The organism is Kitasatospora sp. NPDC056531, assembly GCF_042794375.1.
In the GTDB taxonomy this organism is placed as follows: Bacteria; Actinomycetota; Actinomycetes; order Streptomycetales; family Streptomycetaceae; genus Kitasatospora.
The window spans coordinates 84,198-100,863 of sequence record NZ_JBHTTU010000024.1 but is presented as its reverse complement, the minus strand read 5'-3'; the positions used below and the strand labels follow the sequence as shown (position 1 = coordinate 100,863).

General features: G+C 71.9%; 17 protein-coding genes. 8 read left to right on the top strand and 9 right to left on the bottom strand.

Features of this window, described 5'->3' with window-relative positions; genetic code table 11:
• Positions 1-97: 97 nt before the first annotated feature.
• Both ACFQ87_RS21515 and ACFQ87_RS21510 read left to right on the top strand, forming a co-directional pair.
• Positions 98-298 carry a hypothetical protein gene (locus ACFQ87_RS21515; protein WP_380612396.1) on the top strand — a complete coding sequence of 67 codons (201 nt, stop codon included), beginning with the start codon at positions 98-100 and terminating at the stop codon, positions 296-298.
• A gap of 17 nt (positions 299-315) precedes the next feature.
• Entirely contained in the window at positions 316-534 is a 219-nt protein-coding gene (locus ACFQ87_RS21510) for a hypothetical protein (protein WP_380612395.1), read from the top strand.
• 224 nt (positions 535-758) lie between these two features.
• Here the strand turns inward: ACFQ87_RS21510 and ACFQ87_RS21505 are convergent, their stop codons facing one another.
• On the bottom strand, positions 759-1,412 hold the full coding sequence (locus ACFQ87_RS21505) for a DUF1707 domain-containing protein (RefSeq protein WP_380612394.1): 654 nt from the start codon (positions 1,410-1,412) through the stop codon (positions 759-761).
• A 189-nt stretch (positions 1,413-1,601) separates the two neighbouring features.
• Here ACFQ87_RS21505 and ACFQ87_RS21500 point away from each other — a divergent pair, with 189 nt between their 5' ends.
• Positions 1,602-2,135 carry a hypothetical protein gene (locus tag ACFQ87_RS21500; protein WP_380612393.1) on the top strand — a complete coding sequence of 178 codons (534 nt, stop codon included), beginning with the start codon at positions 1,602-1,604 and terminating at the stop codon, positions 2,133-2,135.
• Between the two features lie 131 nt (positions 2,136-2,266).
• On the opposite strand, the gene ACFQ87_RS21495 is transcribed toward ACFQ87_RS21500, so the two are convergent.
• From ACFQ87_RS21495 to bioB, 4 genes are all read right to left on the bottom strand, one after another.
• The gene (locus ACFQ87_RS21495) at positions 2,267-2,713 is read right to left on the bottom strand and encodes a hypothetical protein (RefSeq protein WP_380612392.1); all 447 of its coding nucleotides are present in this window, start codon (positions 2,711-2,713) and stop codon (positions 2,267-2,269) included.
• Between the two features lie 88 nt (positions 2,714-2,801).
• Positions 2,802-3,536, bottom strand: a complete 735-nt coding sequence (gene bioD / locus ACFQ87_RS21490; protein ID WP_380612391.1) for a dethiobiotin synthase — start codon at positions 3,534-3,536, stop codon at positions 2,802-2,804.
• Positions 3,533-4,837, bottom strand: a complete 1,305-nt coding sequence (locus ACFQ87_RS21485; RefSeq protein WP_380612390.1) for an adenosylmethionine--8-amino-7-oxononanoate transaminase — start codon at positions 4,835-4,837, stop codon at positions 3,533-3,535. The genes bioD and ACFQ87_RS21485 overlap by 4 nt, the downstream gene beginning before the upstream one ends.
• A gap of 20 nt (positions 4,838-4,857) precedes the next feature.
• Complete coding sequence (gene bioB, locus ACFQ87_RS21480; protein WP_380612389.1) at positions 4,858-6,084, bottom strand: biotin synthase BioB; 1,227 nt, start codon at positions 6,082-6,084, stop codon at positions 4,858-4,860.
• A gap of 249 nt (positions 6,085-6,333) precedes the next feature.
• Between bioB and ACFQ87_RS21475 the strand changes: the two genes are divergently transcribed.
• Positions 6,334-7,176, top strand: coding sequence for a hypothetical protein (locus ACFQ87_RS21475; protein WP_380612388.1), 843 nt, complete (start codon positions 6,334-6,336; stop codon positions 7,174-7,176).
• Positions 7,177-7,250: 74 nt separating this feature from the next.
• Here ACFQ87_RS21475 and ACFQ87_RS21470 read toward each other — a convergent pair whose 3' ends face one another.
• Complete coding sequence (locus ACFQ87_RS21470) at positions 7,251-9,743, bottom strand: DEAD/DEAH box helicase (protein ID WP_380612406.1); 2,493 nt, start codon at positions 9,741-9,743, stop codon at positions 7,251-7,253.
• 171 nt (positions 9,744-9,914) lie between these two features.
• On the opposite strand from ACFQ87_RS21470, the gene ACFQ87_RS21465 reads away from it, so the two are divergent.
• The 3 genes from ACFQ87_RS21465 to ACFQ87_RS21455 all read left to right on the top strand — a co-directional run bounded on the left by ACFQ87_RS21465 (position 9,915) and on the right by ACFQ87_RS21455 (position 12,316).
• A complete protein-coding gene (locus tag ACFQ87_RS21465) occupies positions 9,915-11,132 on the top strand; it encodes an 8-amino-7-oxononanoate synthase (RefSeq protein WP_380612387.1) in 1,218 nt (405 codons plus the stop codon).
• A 125-nt stretch (positions 11,133-11,257) separates the two neighbouring features.
• A complete protein-coding gene (locus tag ACFQ87_RS21460; RefSeq protein ID WP_380612386.1) occupies positions 11,258-11,800 on the top strand; it encodes an RICIN domain-containing protein in 543 nt (180 codons plus the stop codon).
• 27 nt (positions 11,801-11,827) lie between these two features.
• Positions 11,828-12,316 carry a hypothetical protein gene (locus tag ACFQ87_RS21455; RefSeq protein WP_380612385.1) on the top strand — a complete coding sequence of 163 codons (489 nt, stop codon included), beginning with the start codon at positions 11,828-11,830 and terminating at the stop codon, positions 12,314-12,316.
• A 10-nt stretch (positions 12,317-12,326) separates the two neighbouring features.
• On the opposite strand, the gene ACFQ87_RS21450 is transcribed toward ACFQ87_RS21455, so the two are convergent.
• The 3 genes from ACFQ87_RS21450 to ligD form a co-directional block, all read right to left on the bottom strand.
• Entirely contained in the window at positions 12,327-12,977 is a 651-nt protein-coding gene (locus tag ACFQ87_RS21450) for a GNAT family N-acetyltransferase (RefSeq protein ID WP_380612384.1), read from the bottom strand.
• Between the two features lie 157 nt (positions 12,978-13,134).
• Positions 13,135-14,391, bottom strand: coding sequence for an RNA-guided endonuclease InsQ/TnpB family protein (locus ACFQ87_RS21445; RefSeq protein WP_380612383.1), 1,257 nt, complete (start codon positions 14,389-14,391; stop codon positions 13,135-13,137).
• 60 nt (positions 14,392-14,451) lie between these two features.
• Positions 14,452-15,462 (bottom strand): non-homologous end-joining DNA ligase, encoded by a 1,011-nt coding sequence (ligD, locus tag ACFQ87_RS21440; RefSeq protein ID WP_380612382.1) that lies wholly within the window; start codon positions 15,460-15,462, stop codon positions 14,452-14,454.
• 66 nt (positions 15,463-15,528) lie between these two features.
• Between ligD and ACFQ87_RS21435 the strand changes: the two genes are divergently transcribed.
• Positions 15,529-16,590 carry an ATP-dependent DNA ligase gene (locus ACFQ87_RS21435; protein ID WP_380612381.1) on the top strand — a complete coding sequence of 354 codons (1,062 nt, stop codon included), beginning with the start codon at positions 15,529-15,531 and terminating at the stop codon, positions 16,588-16,590.
• Positions 16,591-16,666 lie beyond the last annotated feature (76 nt).

The window sequence follows — 16,666 nt, the reverse complement described above, 5'->3', positions numbered from 1 at the left end:
CCTCGTCTGGGGGAGAAATTTTCCTCCTGGTGGGGGCCGGGGGGGGGGAGATGCTGTCCAGGAATGGTGGGGGAGAGCGGGTTCCGTCTCTTGGGCGGTGCCTCGTGTGTGGGGGGTGGCCCCGCCGTCCCGGCCCTACCGACCCTCGACCGTCGGCGAGCGGGTCTTCGATGTCCGCTCCGGCCGTTGGGCCGCCTTCATGGGCTGGCAGCACGGGCGCGTCTTCCTCCGGTCCCTCGGCGGCGGCATCGAGTGGGACGCCGAAGCGCGTTGGATCACGAACACCGAACACCTGTGAGATGCCCCGTGAGCAGCATGATCGACAAGATCACAACCGAGGACCGTCGCATCGCGGCCGACATCCTCGACGACCTCCACGTCGTCCTGCGCGCCGCCGACGTCAAGCTCCCCTCCCTCGGCATCGACTGGCGCTCGGCCAAGGCCACCGGCGTCATCCTGATCGACCTCGGCGCCGCGCGACCAACCGTCATCGAGCGGCTGGTCGTCGTCCTCCGCAGAGGTATGCGGCCGTAGTCGCCGCTGGCGTCATCGTCGCCGGGAGCTTCTTGCTCGCAGGAGTCGTTGCCCTCGTGGTTCCTGGCGGCATTCCCCAAGCGGCGAGCGCACTCGTGTTCGTTCTCACCTTCCTTGCCGCTTCAACGGGTGGATTCTCCGTTGTAGCGGGGTGGATGAGGATCCGACGATGAAAGCGCGGGCTTCGAGGAGTTCGAAGCCCGCGCCCAAGGTCGGAATGACGATCAGTCGCCGGCAGGCAGGGGCGCCGGCTTCCGCAGCAGCCACTTGCCGGCCGTACTCCGTGGCTGCCGCACAACCACGCGACCGAAGCTCTTCGTGCCGACCAGTTCCACCCGCAGCGCGACCGGCGTACCGGGGTCCGGAACCTGATGGTCCTTGACCTTGCAGAACTCCAGGCTCAGGCCATCGCAATCGACCACGATGCCGGGCTTGACGATCAGCGTCAGGGTCTTGCCGCGCATGTCCAGGTCGATCCGCAAGGTGTCCTGGGTGATCACCGCCTGCGTGAAATCGAGTGTCACCGCGCAGAATTCCGTGGAGAGCTCCAGCCGTCGCGGTACCACCCAGCGCCCCACCCGCTTGACCGGGCTGAACTTCTGGTCGATCCGGACGACGTCCTTGGCCTCCGCCACAACCCCGCCGGCAAGGGCCGGCACGGGCGGCAGGTCGGCGGTGAGTTCGGTCAGCTCGCCGACCGTCCGTGCCGACAGGGCGGCCTCCAGGCGCTGGTCCAACTCCTCTGACGTCAGCCGGCCTTCGCCCGCCGCGATGCTCAGCAGGTCGGCCACCCGGTCCCGGTCCGCGTGGGAGGCCCGCATCCCGGGCTGCGAGCTGTGGCCTGAGCGCATCCCGGCGGTCGAGATCTCTCCCGGCATACTTCCCGTCCTGAGGTTGACGAAGGTCTTCGCGCGACGCGGGCAGCGGCGCGAACAGAACTCACGATATATCGCGATAGGTGTTCCCGCCAAGGGACTGGAGTTCCGGACGGGTTTCCCCCTTCAGAGGCGCCGGCATCGTCCACCAGGACGATGCCGGCGAATCGGCTGACGCCGAAGGCTGTGAGCATGAAAACGGCGACAATGCCCTCGGCCGCTCTCCCCGCAGGCGGCACCGAGCGACCCGTTCCGCGCTGGGCCACCGCGATGGCGCGGGCCATTCCCCTGGTCGGACTGCCCGCGTGCCTGTGGCGGCTGCCGTTCGCGTTCGGCTTCACCATGGGGACGGTGCAGGACACGACGTACAGCTGGTGGGTGATCGCGCCGTACGTCTTCGCCCTGAGCACGGTCTCGGAGTGCCTCGCCCTGCTCTCCCTCGGTCTGGTGCGCGGATGGGGCGAGGTCGTGCCCGGCTGGGTCCCGGTGATCGGCGGCCGGCGGGTAGCGCCGGCTGCGGCGATCGTGCCGGCGACCCTCGGAGGGCTGGTGCTGACCGGCGTACTGGTCGACTGGGCGCTCGGGATGCTCGGTGTCATCCCCGGCCTGCTCTACACCAACAACTCGTGGCGGGTACTGGCAGTGTGCTGCCAGAGCCTGCTGGTCCTGTGGGGGCCGCTGCTGCTGGCCGTCACCTACGCCTACTGGGCGCGGCGCTGCCGCTGAGCCGGCACCGGCGAACGGATCGGGCCAGACCTGCGGGGAACTGTCGGCAGGCGCCAATCGCTTTCCGGCGCCGACGTGCTCGAAAGCGCGGGCTTCGAGGGGTCTCGAAGCCCGCGCCGGATTCCGATCCCTCAGTTGTCGTTGAGGGCGTAGCTGCGGAACGTCGCGAGCAGGGGCAGGACTTCGGTCTTGCCGGGGTCCTCGGTGACGGCCCGCATCGCGTCGATCACGGTGTGGGCGATCGCCTTGGTCACCTTGAGGTCGTCCGGGGCGGCGCCCGTGCCCCAGGCCTTGAGGGTCTGGGCGAGCAGGGCGCTCATCCGCGCGCCGATGTTGGCGCTGACGGCGTCCGAGAGTTCGGCGATCTCCTCGTCGCTCATGCCGGACCGCAGGCCGAAGGCCAGGGCCATCAGGGTGTCCATCGCGTGCTCGCCGTACGCGGCGACCAGCGCCGGCAGCGGCCGCTCGTCGGCGCCGCCCGCCGCAAGGGCGGACAGCGCCTCGTCGTCGTCCTTCCACGCCGCCTCCAGGGCGGCCAAGGCCCGCAGGGCCTCGTCCACGGTCAGCCCGTCTGTCATACCCGGAACGGTATTGAGCCGGTACCCGCGCCGTGCACGGTTCGGGGACCGACTTCACACCTTCGAGCGAAGCCGGGGCTGTTCCGGCCTATTCCGGCCGGTGGACGTGTGCGAAGTGCTCCGCGTCCCAGCTGCCGCCCAGTTCGGGGGCGAGCGAGGCGACCGCGAGGGCGGCGAAGTCCTCGGCCGCGCCCGCCCGTTCCGGCAGGGCGCCGAGCAGCGGGGCGCCGGCGGAGCGCGGCAGGTCGGCGAGGTTGCAGCGGTCGGCGAGGCCGGGGGAGGAGGGCCAGGAGCCGACCACGACCCCGGCGAGGGGGAGTTCGCGGGCCGCCAGGGCCTCCGCCGTGAGCGAGACGATGTTCAGGGTGCCGAGTCCGGCCGAGGCGATGAGCAGCACCTCGGCGTCGAGGCCCGCGTCCAGGACGGCCCGGGCCTGGTCGGCCAACGTGCGGCCTTCGTCGTCGTAGCGGACCAGCAGTCCGCCCGCGCCCTCGACCAGCACCAGCTCGTGGGTGGCGGCCAGTTCGGCGACCTCGGCCACTACCGCGGCGGGCGAGAGGTACGGCATCCCGGCCCGCCGGGCGGCGGTGTCGGGGGCCAGTGGCTCGGGGTAGCGGACCAGCTCACGGATCGTCAGTTCGCCCGCCAGGCGCTGGACTTCGGCCGCGTCACCGGGCTCGCCGGGCGCCACGCCCGTCTGCCCGGGCTTGAGCACGGCGACCTTCAGGCCGCCCTGCAGCGCCGCCGAGGCGACGGCCGCCGTGGCGACGGTCTTGCCGACGTCCGTGTTGGTGCCCGTCACGAACAGGATGCGCGCGCTCACCCGGCCACCGCCGCGGCGGTCACGGCGGCAGCGATCCGTGCCACGTCCTCGTCCTCCGTCACGTAGGGGGGCATCGTGTAGATCAGGTCCCGGAAGGGCCGCAGCCAGACGCCCTCGCGCGCGGCCGCCTCGGTCGCCGCCGAGACGTCCACCGGGTGGTCCAACTGCACGACGCCGATGGCACCTCGGACCCGTACGTCATGCACGCCCGGAACGGAGCGCGCGGCGGCGAGGCCGTCCCGCAGGCCGCCCTCGATGCGCTTGACCTCGACCTCCCAGTCCTGCCCGAGCAGCAGCTCCAGGGAGGCGTTGGCGGCCGCGCAGGCCAGCGGGTTGCCCATGAAGGTCGGGCCGTGGGCGAGCACCGGCATCTCGCCGCGGCTGATGCCGTCGGCGATCTCGCTGGTGCACAGCGCGGCGGCCAGCGTGAGGTAGCCGCCGGTGAGGGCCTTGCCCAGGCACATCACGTCCGGGGAGACCCCGGCGTGGTCGGCGGCGAACAGGGCGCCGCTGCGGCCGAAGCCGGTGGCGATCTCGTCGAAGACCAGCAACACCCCGTAGCGGTCGCAGAGTTCGCGCAGCATCCGCAGGTAGGCGGGGGAGTGGAACTGCATCCCGCCCGCGCCCTGGACCACCGGCTCGACGATGACGGCGGCCAGCTCGTCGGCGTGGCGTTCCATCAACGCCTCAAAACGCTGGGCGTATTCGGCATCGAGCGGGGCGTCGAAACCGGTCGGCGGCTGCGGGGCGAAGAGCTGCCCGGGGAGCACTCCGCCCCACAGGTGGTGCATCCCGCCGTCGGGGTCGCAGACCGACATCGGGTGGAAGGTGTCGCCGTGGTAGCCGCCCCGCCAGGTCAGCAGGCGGCGCTTCTGCGGGCGGCCGATCGACTGCCAGTACTGCAGGCACATCTTCATCGCGACCTCGACGGACACCGAGCCCGAGTCGGCGAGGAAGACGTGCTGCAGCGGTTCCGGAGTGATCTCGACCAGCTTCGCCGCCAGCCGGACGGCGGGCTCGTGGGTGAGCCCGCCGAACATCACGTGGCTCATCCGTCCCAGCTGCTCGCGCACCGCCTCGTCCAGGACCGGGTGCCGGTAGCCGTGGATCGCCGCCCACCAGGACGACATCCCGTCGACCAGCTCGCGCCGGCCGTCCGCGACGGGCTCGGCCAGGCGCAGTCTGACGCCCGAGGCGGATTCGACCACGTACGGGGTGACGGTGCCGGGCATCGGCCCGTACGGGTGCCAGACGTGCGCCCGGTCGAGGGCGAGCAGCGTGTCCGCGGACAGCTGGGACATGGTGAGGTCTCTCCGGAGGGTCAGGCGTTGGGGGCGAGTTCGGTGCCGGCGCCGCGGCGGCGGACCTTGACCAGGTCGCTGCGCAGCTCGTCGTCGCCTTCCGGGCTCTCCGAGGTGGCGGCCTCGGCAGCGGGGGCCTCGGCGTGCGCGTGCCCGCCGCACGGGCCGCAGCCGCCGCCGCTGCCGCAGGCCGAGGCCGCGGTGCCGCAGGAGCCGCCGGCCTGGGCCGCCTCGGCGATGTCGGCGCGGTGGCGCGGCAGGGTGGCCTCGCCGGCGCCCTCGACCTCGAAGCCGGCGTCCTTGATCATGTCGAGGTCGGCCTGGCCGGCCTGGCCCTCGCTGGTCAGGTAGTCGCCGAGGAAGATCGAGTTGGCGATGTGCAGGCCGAGCGGCTGCATGGTGCGCAGGTGGACCTCGCGGCCGCCGGCGATCCGCACCTCGGTGTCGGGGTTGACGAAGCGGACCATCGCGAGGATCCGCAGGCAGCGCTGCGGGGTGAGGTTCCACTCCTTGGCCAGCGGGGTGCCCTCGAAAGGGATCAGGAAGTTGACCGGGACGGAGTCCGAGCCCAGCTCGCGCAGGGCGAAGACCACGTCGACCAGGTCCTCGTCGGTCTCGCCCATGCCGGCGATCAGGCCGGAGCAGGCGGACAGGCCGGCGCCGTGCGCCTTCTGGACGGTGTCCACCCGGTCCGCGTAGGTGTGGGTGGTGGCGATGTCGCCGTAGGTGCCCTCGGAGGTGTTGAGGTTGTGGTTGTAGGCGTCGGCCCCGGCCGCCTTGAGCCGCTCGGCCTGGTTGTCGGAGAGCAGGCCGAGGCAGACGCAGATCTCGACCTCGGGGTCGGCCTCCTTGATGGCGGCCATGGTGTCGGTCACCCGGTCGATGTCACGGTCCGTCGGGCCGCGGCCGCTGGCGACCAGGCAGACCCGCTTGGCACCGCCGGCCACGCCGGCACGGGCGGCGTCGGCGGCCTGGTCCGGCTTGAGCCAGGTGTACTTGAGGATCTCGGCCTTGGACCCCAGCCGCTGGGAGCAGTAGGAGCAGTCCTCGGGGCAGAGCCCGCTCTTGAGGTTCACCAGGTAGTTGAGCTTGACCCGGCGGCCGAACCAGCGGCGGCGCACCTTGCCGGCCGCGGCGACCACGTCGAGCAGCTCGTCGTCGGTGGTGGCGAGGACGGCCAGCGCCTCCTCGCGGGTGGGGATTTCGCCGCGCAGGCCCTTGGCGGTGAGGGTATCGAGCAGATCCATGGGGCCGATCCTGCCTGTTGGCGCTCGAATCGCGCCAGAGCAAACCCGCCAGAAGATCGCCGGAAGGATGTGCCGATTGCCACAGTGTCGAAACTCACGGCGTCGGCGCTGGTCACGCGCTTGACGGGGGCCCGGGAGGGCGGTTACTGACGGGTAGCGGCTGGGTGTGCGGAGGGGCGTGCGGGGCGAAGATCCACAACCCCCGACCCAGTGACCCAGGCCACCCGAGGGATGCTTAGAATCTGCGCCATGACCACGCAGGGGGAGCGCACCCCGACTCCGGGAGAAGGCCAGGACGGCCAGGCAGGACAGCGGACCGGCGGGGGCGCCGAGGGCGCCGATGGTACTGAGCGCAGCAGGCGCGGCCGGCGGCTGACCGGCCGCCGGGCGGTCGGCTGGGTCGTCATGGTGGGCGTGGTCGCGGCCGGCGGATGGATCATCACCCGCCCGATGCCCGGCGACTACATACCCGGCCTCGGCCCCTCCGCCAAGGACTCCGCCCGCACGCCCCCGGTGGTGGGCAACCCGCCGCCGACCACCGACCCCGAGGCCCTCAACGCCGACAACCTGTTTCCCGCCCAGCGCACGGTCGAGGCCGCCGGCTACAAGGCCCGGCGCGGCGGCATCCGGCGGGGCGAGAAGTGCGACGAGGTGCTCCAGGACGGTACCCAGGAGCTGCTCAAGGACAGCGGCTGCCAGGCCTACCTGATCGTCAGCTTCACCGGCGTCGACCACCCGGTGCGCAGCAGCGTCACCCTGCTGCGCTTCGCCGATCAGGCCGCCGCCGCCAGGGCCGCCGACACCCTGCGCGGCAAGCCCGGCGCGGTCGCCTTCATCCTCGCCGACACCAACTTCGCGCCCGCCCCGTCCGCCGGCAGCGCCAAGCCGGGCAGCGAGGCCCGGGTCGAGGCGGTCGGCCACTACGTGACCGTCACCAGCTCCCGCCCCGGCGACGCCCGCCCGGCCGACACCGCCTCCTCGAACCCGGCGCCGTCCACCCCGACGCCGACCGCCTCCGGCGGCGAGCCGAACCTGGACGAGGCCACCCGGGCGCTGTCCTACGCGGCGGGTCAGCCGTTTGTCTGGATGTGACAAACGCCAAGGGGTCCGGCGCGCTCGCGCCGGGCCCCTTTTGACGGTCACTCAACCGCGATCCTGACGGGCGGTCAGCCGCCGAGCCGGTCCACCGCCGTCACCCGCAGGACCGCGCGGCCCTCCTCGTCCGAGCCGTACAGGTCGACCTCGGCGCTGATGCCCCAGTCGTGGTCGCCCTCCGGGTCGTCGAAGATCTGGCGGACCTTCCAGGCGGAGTCCTCCTCCTCGATGATCAGCATCTTGGGGCCGCGCGCGTCCGGGCCGGTGCCGAGGTCGTCGTACTCCTCCCAGTACCCGTCCATGGCGTCCGCCCAGCGGTCCGCGTCCCAGCCGTACTCGCCGTCCAGCTCGCCGAGCTCCTCGTAGTGCTCCAGCGCGCACAGCTCGACCCGGCGGAACATCTCGTTGCGCACCAGCACCCGGAAGGCGCGCGCGTTGGCCGTGACCGGCGCCGGCTTGTCGTCCAGCCGCACCTCGGCGGCCTGCGGCTCGGTCGGGTTGGCCAGTTGCTCCCACTCGTCCAGCAGGCTGGAGTCGACCTGGCGGACCAGCTCGCCGAGCCAGGCGATGACGTCCTTGAGGTCGTCGGTCTTCACGTCCTCGGGGACGGTCTGCTCCAGCGCCTTGAACGCGCCCGCCAGGTAGCGCAGCACGATGCCCTCGGTGCGCGCCAGCTCGTAGAAGCCGACGTAGTCCGAGAAGGTCATCGCCCGCTCGTACAGGTCGCGCACCACGGACTTGGGCTGGAGCTGGTGGTCGCCGATCCACGGGTGCGCCCGGCGGTACACGTCGTAGGCGTGGGTGAGCAGCTCCTCCAGCGGCTTCGGGTAGGTGATCTCCTGGAGCCGCTCCATCCGCTCCTCGTACTCGATGCCGTCCCGCTTCATCTCGCCGACGGCCTCGCCGCGCGCCTTGTTCTGCTGGGCGGCGAGGATCTGGCGCGGGTCGTCGAGGGTCGCCTCGACCACCGAGATGACGTCCATCGCGTAGGACGGCGAGGTCGGGTCGAGGAGCTCGAAGGAGGCCAGCGCGAAGGTGGACAGCGGCTGGTTGAGCGCGAAGTTCTCCTGGAGGTCCAGGGTGAGGCGCACGATCCGGCCCTCGGAGTCCGGCTCCGGCAGCCGCTCCACCACGCCGCCCTCCAGCAGCGAGCGGTAGATGGCGATCGCGGTGCGGATGTGGCGGCGCTGGGCGGCCCTGTCCTCGTGGTTGTCGGTGAGGAGCTTGCGCATCGCCTCGAAGGCGTTGCCCGGGCGGCCGATCACCGACAGCAGCATCGCGTGGCTCACCTTGAACCGGGAGACCAGCGGCTCCGGGTCGGCGCCGATCAGCTTGTCGAAGGTCTCCTCGGTCCAGCCGACGAAGCCCTCCGGCGCCTTCTTGCGCACCACCTTGCGCTTCTTCTTCGGGTCGTCCCCGGCCTTGGCGATCGCCTTGTCGTTCTCGATCACGTGCTCGGGCGCCTGCGCGACCACCTGGCCGACGGTGTCGAAGCCGGCCCGCCCGGCCCGTCCGGCGATCTGGTGGAACTCACGGGCGCGCAGGATTCGGACCCGGGTGCCGTCGTACTTGGACAGGGCGGTGAACAGCACCGTGCGGATCGGCACGTTGACGCCGACGCCGAGCGTGTCCGTGCCGCAGATGACCTTCAACAGGCCCGCCTGGGCGAGGCGTTCGACCAGTCGACGGTACTTCGGCAGCATGCCCGCGTGGTGCACGCCGATGCCGTGGCGCACGAAACGGGACAGGTTGCGGCCGAACTTGGTGGTGAAGCGGAAGTTGCCGATCAGGTCGGCGATGGCCTCCTTCTCCGCCTTCGAGCACATGTTGATGCTCATCAGCGACTGGGCCCGCTCCACCGCCTCCTTCTGCGTGAAGTGCACGACGTAGACCGGCGCCTGGCCGGTCTGCAGCAGCTCCTCCAGGGTGTCGTGCATGGTGGTGCGGCGGTACTCGTAGAACAGCGGCACCGGGCGGGTCGCGTTGCGGACCACCGTGGTCGGACGGCCGGTGCGGCGGGTCAGGTCCTCCTCGAAGCGGCGGACGTCACCGAGGGTCGCCGACATCAGCAGGAACTGCGCCTGCGGCAGCTCCAGCAGCGGGATCTGCCAGGCCCAGCCGCGGTCCGGCTCGGCGTAGAAGTGGAACTCGTCCATGACCACCTGGCCGATGTCCGCCCGCGCACCGTCCCGCAGTGCGATCTGCGCCAGCACCTCGGCCGTGCAGCAGATGATCGGCGCGGTCGGGTTCACACTGGCGTCGCCGGTCATCATGCCGACCTGCTCGGTGCCGAACATCTTCACCAGGTCGAAGAACTTCTCCGAGACCAGCGCCTTGATCGGGGCGGTGTAGAAGGTCCGCTGCCCCTCGGCCAGCGCCGCGAAGTGCGCACCCGCCGCCACCAGGCTCTTGCCCGAACCGGTCGGCGTCGCCAGGATCACGTTGTTCCCGGACACCAGCTCGATCAGCGCCTCCTCCTGCGCCGGGTACAGCGTGATCCCCCGCTCCTCCGCCCAGGCTGCGAACGTCTCGTACAGCGCATCGGGCGTGGCGGGCTTCGGCATCAGATCAAGGAGGGTCACCCGGCTATCTTGCCTGCTCGCCGCCGCCTCGGGCAAAGCCTTGGAGCGGCGGGAGGCGGTGGCCCGGTTGTCACGACCGGCCAGTGGACCCCACCGATCATGTGCCGAGCGGCACATTGATCCCCGTTCGCCGCCCGTGCCAGAGTGCCGGGCATGACCCTCCCCCTCACGTCCGAATCGCACACCGCTCTCGCCCCGGCGCAGGTCTTCGACTGGCTCGACGAGGCCGCCGCGCTGCGCGCCGACGCCGGGCTGACCCGTACGCTGCGCAGCCGGGCGGCGGAGGACCCGGTGCTGGACCTGGCCGGGAACGACTACCTGGGGCTGACCCGGCACCCGGTGGTGACGGAGGCGGCGGCGGAGGCCGCGCTGCGATGGGGCGGGGGGTCGACGGGCTCGCGGCTGGTGACCGGGACGACCGCGCTGCACACCGAACTGGAGGAGGAGCTCGCCGAGTTCTGCGGGGCGGAGGCGGCGCTGGTGTTCTCCTCCGGGTACACCGCCAACCTCGCCGCGCTCACCGCGCTCACCGACCCGGACACGCTGATCGTCTCCGACGCCTACAACCACGCCTCGCTGATCGACGGCTGCCGGCTCTCCCGGGCCGACGTCCACCGGGCCCCGCACAGCGACCCGGCGGCGGTGGCCGAGGTGCTGGCCGGGCGGACGCAGCGGCGGGCGCTGGTGGTCACCGACTCGGTGTTCTCGGTGGACGGGGACGCCGCGCCGCTGCGCGGGCTCTCCGAGGCCGTCCGCGCGCACGGTGCCGCGCTGCTGGTGGACGACGCCCACGGGCTGGGCGTCCTCGGCCCCGGCGGGCGCGGCGCACTGGCCGCCGCCGGGCTCGCCGGGCAGCCGGACACCGTCGCCACCGTCACCCTCTCCAAGTCGCTCGGCTCGCAGGGCGGCGCCGTGCTGGGCCCGCGCCGGGTGATCCGCCACCTCACCGAGACGGCCCGCACCTTCATCTTCGACACCGGCCTCGCCCCGGCCGCCGCCGGCGCCGCCCTCGCCGCGCTGCGCCTGCTGCGCGCCGAGCCGGAGCGCGCCGACCGCGCCCGCGAGGTCGCCCGCACCCTCGCCGGCCGCCTGACCGCCGCCGGCCTGCAGGCCTGCGAGCCGGACGCCGCCGTGGTCTCCGTCCGCGCCCCTGGCCCCGAGGCCGCCGTCGCCTGGGCCGCCGACTGCCGCCGGGCCGGCCTCGCGGTCGGCTGCTTCCGCCCGCCGTCCGTCCCGGACGGCATCAGCCGACTGCGGCTGACGGCGCGCGGAGACCTGACGGACGGGCAGATCGCGGACGCCGTCCGGATCATCGCCGAGCTGGCGCCGGAGGGTGCAATTCCGGTGGATCGTGCCGGGACCACGCAGTAGGGTGCGGGATCGTTCGGGGGGATCCGGGCGGCGGGCGGGGGAGTAGCCTCCGATGTGCCGTGCCGTCGTGCGCGGGTGCCCGTCGGACATCGACCGCGCTCCGACTCGCCGATGGGACTCCGCACATGAACCGCGCAGCTCGCCGCTCGTTCCTGCCCGCCGCGCTCGGCGCCGCCGTGCTGGTGGCCGTCAGCGCCCCGGCGGCGGTCGCGGACTCCTTCCCGCCTGGCTTCCCCAACGGCATTCCCCCGCAGGTGGCGATGCTGCGGAACGCGAACAGCGGCAAGTGCCTGGAGGTCGCGGACTGGCGCACCGATGTGGGCGCGCCGGTGCGCCAGTGGGACTGCCACGGCGGCGCCAATCAGGTGTGGAACTTCGCCTCCGGGATACCGGGCGCGTTCGTCAACCTGAACAGCGGCCTCTGCCTCGAGATCGCGGACTGGCGGACGGACGGCGGGGCACCTGCCCGGCAGTGGACCTGCACCCGCGGCATGAACCAGAGCTGGTCGTGGAGCCGCAACAGCCCGACCGAGGGGTGGATGATCACCAACAACAACAGCGTGAAGGTGCTGGAGATCGCCGCCTGGGACACGGCGAACGGCGTGAACGCGACCCAGTGGGCGTCCAACGGGGGGAACAACCAGCGATGGGAGACGATCGAGCGCTGATCCGGTGCTTCCGGGCAGGATGGCGGCATGGCTGACCTGCTCTGGGACGACCACGTCGCGTGGCTGCTCGACCAGGCCGGCGAGGGCTGGCTCCCGGACATGCGCATCGCGGACACGACGGTGGCGGACTGGCAGGCCCTGCTCGACCTGGTGGAGGAGCAGGGCTGGGCCTATGAGTTCATCGTGGGCTGCTTTGCCCTGCCGCTGCCGCGCGCCGAGACCGTACCGTTCCGGCGGGCCGGTCGCGTGTGCCCGGTCCTGAGCGTGCGGCCGAGCCCCGAGGTCGGCGTGATCTTCCGGTTCCGCAGTGACGAGCGGATCGATTTCGACATCGACCTCGGCCAACTCCAAGGCCAGGAAGGGCTGGACGTCCTGTGCGGCTTCCTGGCCGCGATCGGACGGCGGCTGGGCAGGTCGGTGCCGACGTACTCCGAGGGCGACAGGCGGGTGCCGTTCCTCGGCTACGACGTCGCAGCCGACCGGGTCCGGGTGCTGTGGACCGAGTCGGCTCACTGACACCGGCGCCCTACGGCCGCCCCACCACCAGCAGCGCCTCCGCGCCGACCGGCCGGTAGCCCGCCGCCTGGAAGGCGCGGACGCTGGGGGCGTTGCCCGGGGCCTGCTGGGCCCAGACGACCCCGCCCTCCGGCAGCAGGTGCCGGGCGGCGGTGGCCAGCGCGCGGCCGAGGCCGCGGCCCCGGGCGTGCGGGTCGACCTCGACGGCGGCCTCCCAGCGCCCGGCCACGCCGCGGCCGAGGACCAGCACACCGCCGTCGGCCTCGTACACCCGGACGTCCTCGCGGTAGCGCAGCGCCCGGATCACCCGGGGGTGCTCGCGATCCTCGACCGGGCTGAGTCGCAGCGGCGGCTCGCCGGGGAGGCGGTCGGCGACGGAGAGCAGGTCGATGTTGTTGACGGTCCGTCCGGTGCGCTCGGCGAAGGCGGTCAGGAAGGGCGGGCAGAGCGGCGCCGCCAGCGGGTCGCCCGGGTCGGCGGCGAGGGTGTCGTGCACCCAGGCCGGGTCCTCGTCGGTGAACACCACGGCGTGCGCGGCGAAGGACACCACCCCGGCCTCGCGTGGCGAGGGCTGCGGCACCACCGTCACCGACCCGTCCGGCGGCGGGAACACCCCGCCCGCCGCGTCCGCCAGGATCTCGGCCAGTGCCCGTACGCCCATTGCAGTCCCCTCCCGGAAGTGCCGTCCCGCCCAGTTGATCGCCGTGCGCGCCGATAGACCAGCAGATAGCGCCAGAACAGCAGTTGCCGCAGTTCGGCCTGGCGGGGACGGTGCGGAGGACGGTGGTGGTAGCGGTCGTTTTGACATCCTCCCCGTGCTAAGGCACGGGGGTTCCGGCCGCGCCTGCGGCGCGGGGCTTGCGCCCAGTGCCGCTGGCGTTCCGGTGGGTTCCTGTTTCAACGGGCCGTGCCTGGCGTGGGATCGCCACGCCAGGACTCACCGGCCCTCCGCAGGCGTTTAGCCTGTCCGCCTGCCCGGCGGCCAAGATGTTCCGAGCAGCGTTGAGGTCACGGTCATGCAGCACCCCACACGCCGGACAGGCCCACTCGCGTACCGCGAGGGGCTTGGGCCCGTCGCGGTGTCCGCACTCCGAGCAGAGCTGGGAGGACGGGAACGCGCGGTGCACAACGTGGACATGCCGCCCGTAGCGGGCTGCCTTCTCTTCGAGCATGCGTCGGAAGGTGGACCATCCGGCGTCGTGGACGGACTTGGCGAGCGGGCCTCGGGCGAGGCCGCGCACGTTCAGATCTTCCAGGTAGAGGGCTTGGTTTTCGCCGGTCAGCCTGGTGGTCTGCTTGTGTAGCCAGTCCCTGCGGGTGTCGGCCACTTTGGCGTGTGCCTTGGCGACCTTGATGCGGGCCTTGGCCCAGTTTTTCGATCCCCTGGCCTTGCGGGACAGTTCCCGCTGCGCGGCCTTGAGCTTCTTCTCCGCGTTGCGGAGAAAGCGAGGGTTGTCGATCACGCTGCCGTCCGAGAGGACGGCGTATGTTGTCAGGCCCAGGTCGATACCGATCTCGGCCTGAACCTCGAGTGGGTGCTCGGGCTCGACGTCCACCACGAAGGAGGCGTGGTAGCGCCCTGCAGGGTCGAGAACGATCGTTACGGACGACGGGTCGGCGGGCAGCGCCCTGGACCACTTCACCCGCACGTCGCCGATCTTCGCCAGATTCAACTTTCCGTTCGACCGGACGCGGAACCCGTTGCGGGTGAACCGCAGGCTCTGCCTGCTGTCCTTCCGCGATTTGAACCGGGGCAGTCCGATCTGTCGGCCCTGCCGCTTGCCGGACACCGAGTCGAAGAAGTTCCGGTACGCGGTGTCCAAATCCCGAAGGGACTGGATCAGCGGGTCCACGCCGACCGAGGCGAGCCAGGCCCGGTCAGCGGTCGTCTTCGCCGCCGTGATCACCAGCTTCTGAAGATCCGTGCTCTTGGGGTACGGCCGTCCAGCCTGCCGGGCTTCCTTCCGCACCGCGAGGGCGTCGTTGTAAACCACCCGAGCACACCCGAACGTCCTTGCCAGCGAGGCACACTGACCTGCCGTCGGGTAGATGCGAAAGGAGTACCGAAGGTGCACAAGGTCAATCTACCGAAGGCCACCGACAAGGGCGCACAACCTCCGAAGGGTGCCAGTGGGCTAGGACTTCTTGCGAGCCCGGCTCGGCTGCACCCGGGTCGGCTCGCCCTCCGCCTTGGGGTGGTCGGGCGGGTACGGGAGTTCGCCGAGGCCCTCGTCGTGCACCTGCTTGTCGTAGAGCTCCAGCAGGCCGTCCAGCCGGAACGCGTGCTGCTCCATCTCCGCGTTCAGGTCGCCGAGTTCGGCGAAACGGGCGGGGACGGTGCGCAGGTCGAAGTCCTCCGGGGAGGCGTCGTCCAGCTCCTCCCAGTGCAGCGGGGTGGAGGCGGTGGCGCGGGGGCGGGCGCGCAGCGAGTAGGCGGAGGCGATGGTGCGGTCCCGGGCCATCTGGTTGTAGTCGACGAAGATCCGCTCGCCGCGCTCCTCCTTCCACCAGGCGGTGGTGACCTTCCCGGGCATCCGCCGCTCCAGCACCCGGCCGAGGGCGATCACCGCGTGCCGCCCGTCGGTGAAGGTCCACTCGGGCACCAGCGGGACGTAGACGTGCAGGCCGCGTCCGCCGGAGGACTTGGGCCAGCCGCGCAGCCCGTATTCCTCCAGCAGGGCGCGCAGTTCGTGGGCGGCGCGGACGGCGTCGCGGAAGTCGGTGCCGGGCTGCGGGTCGAGGTCGATCCGCAGTTCGTCCACGTGGTCGGTGTCGGAGCGCCGCACCGGCCAGGGGTGGAAGGTGAGGCAGCCCAGGTTCGCCGCCCACAGCACGGCGGCCGGCTCGGTCGGGCAGATCTCGTCGGCGGAGCGGCCGCTGGGGAAGTCGATCCGGGCGGTGGGCAGCCAGTCCGGCAGGCCCTTGGGCGCTCGCTTCTGGTAGAAGAACTCGCCGTCCACCCCGTCGGGGAAGCGCTGCAGCGTGGTCGGCCGGTCCCGCAGCCCGCGCAGCACCCCGTCGGCGACGGCCAGGTAGTACTGCGCGACGTCCAGCTTGGTGAAGCCGCGCTCGGGGTAGTACACCTTGTCCGGGTTCGACAGTCGGACGGTCCGCCCGGCGACTTCCAGTTCCACGGCTGAGCCCATGTTCCACACGCTAAGCGCGCCGTGCCCGGCGCGCGCCCCGAGGCGAACCGGGCGAGGATCTGACGCATGGACCTGCCCGTGATGCCGCCGGTGGCGCCGATGCTCGCCAAGTCGGTGGCCAGGATCCCACCGGGGATGCAGTACGAGGCCAAGTGGGACGGCTTCCGCACCATCGTGTTCCGCGACGGCGACGAGGTCGAGCTGGGCAGCCGCACCGGCAAGCCGCTGACCAGGTACTTCCCCGAGCTGGTCGAGGCGTTCAAGCGCGAGCTGCCGCCCCGCTGCGTGCTGGACGGCGAGGTGGTGATCGCCCGGGACGGGCGGCTGCGCTTCGAGGAGCTGTTGGAGCGCATCCACCCCGCGGCGAGCCGGGTGCGGCTGCTCGCCGAGCAGACCCCGGCCTCCTTCGTCGCCTTCGACCTGCTCGCCCTCGGTGACGACTCGCTGGTGGACGAGCCGCTGTCGGTGCGCCGCCCGGCCCTGGAGGCGGCGCTCGCCGGGGCCGCCGACCCGGTGTTCACCGCCCCGGCCTCCACCGACCGCGACCTCGCCGGGACCTGGTTCGCCGAGTACGAGGGCGCCGGGCTGGACGGGGTGGTGGCCAAGCCGCTGGACCAGCCGTACCGGCCGGGGGAGCGGACCATGTTCAAGATCAAGCACGAGCGCACCGCCGACTGCGTGGTGGCCGGATACCGCGAGCACAAGAGCGGCCCGGTGGTCGGCTCGCTGCTGCTCGGCATCTACGACGACGAGCGCAAGCTCCAGCACGTCGGCGTCTGCGCCGCGTTCTCGATGGCCCGCCGCCGCGAACTGGTCGAGGAGCTGGCCCCGTTGCGGATGCACGACCTGTCCGAGCACCCCTGGGGCGCCTGGGCGGAGGAGACGGCCCACACCGAGGGGCGGCTGCCGGGCGCGGTCAGCCGCTGGACCGGCGGCAAGGACCTGTCCTGGATCGCGCTGCGCCCCGAGCGGGTGGTCGAGGTCGCCTACGACCACATGGAGGGCACCCGGTTCCGGCACACCGCGCAGTTCCGCCGCTGGCGGCCGGACCGCTCGCCGGAGAGCTGCACCTACGCGCAGCTGGAGGAGCCGCTCTCCTACGATCTCCGCAAGGTGTTGGGCATCTGACGCATGTGACGGCGTACCGGGGACGCCGGAGGCCTGACCGGTGGACCGGATCAGGCCTCAAAATGCGCCGCAGATA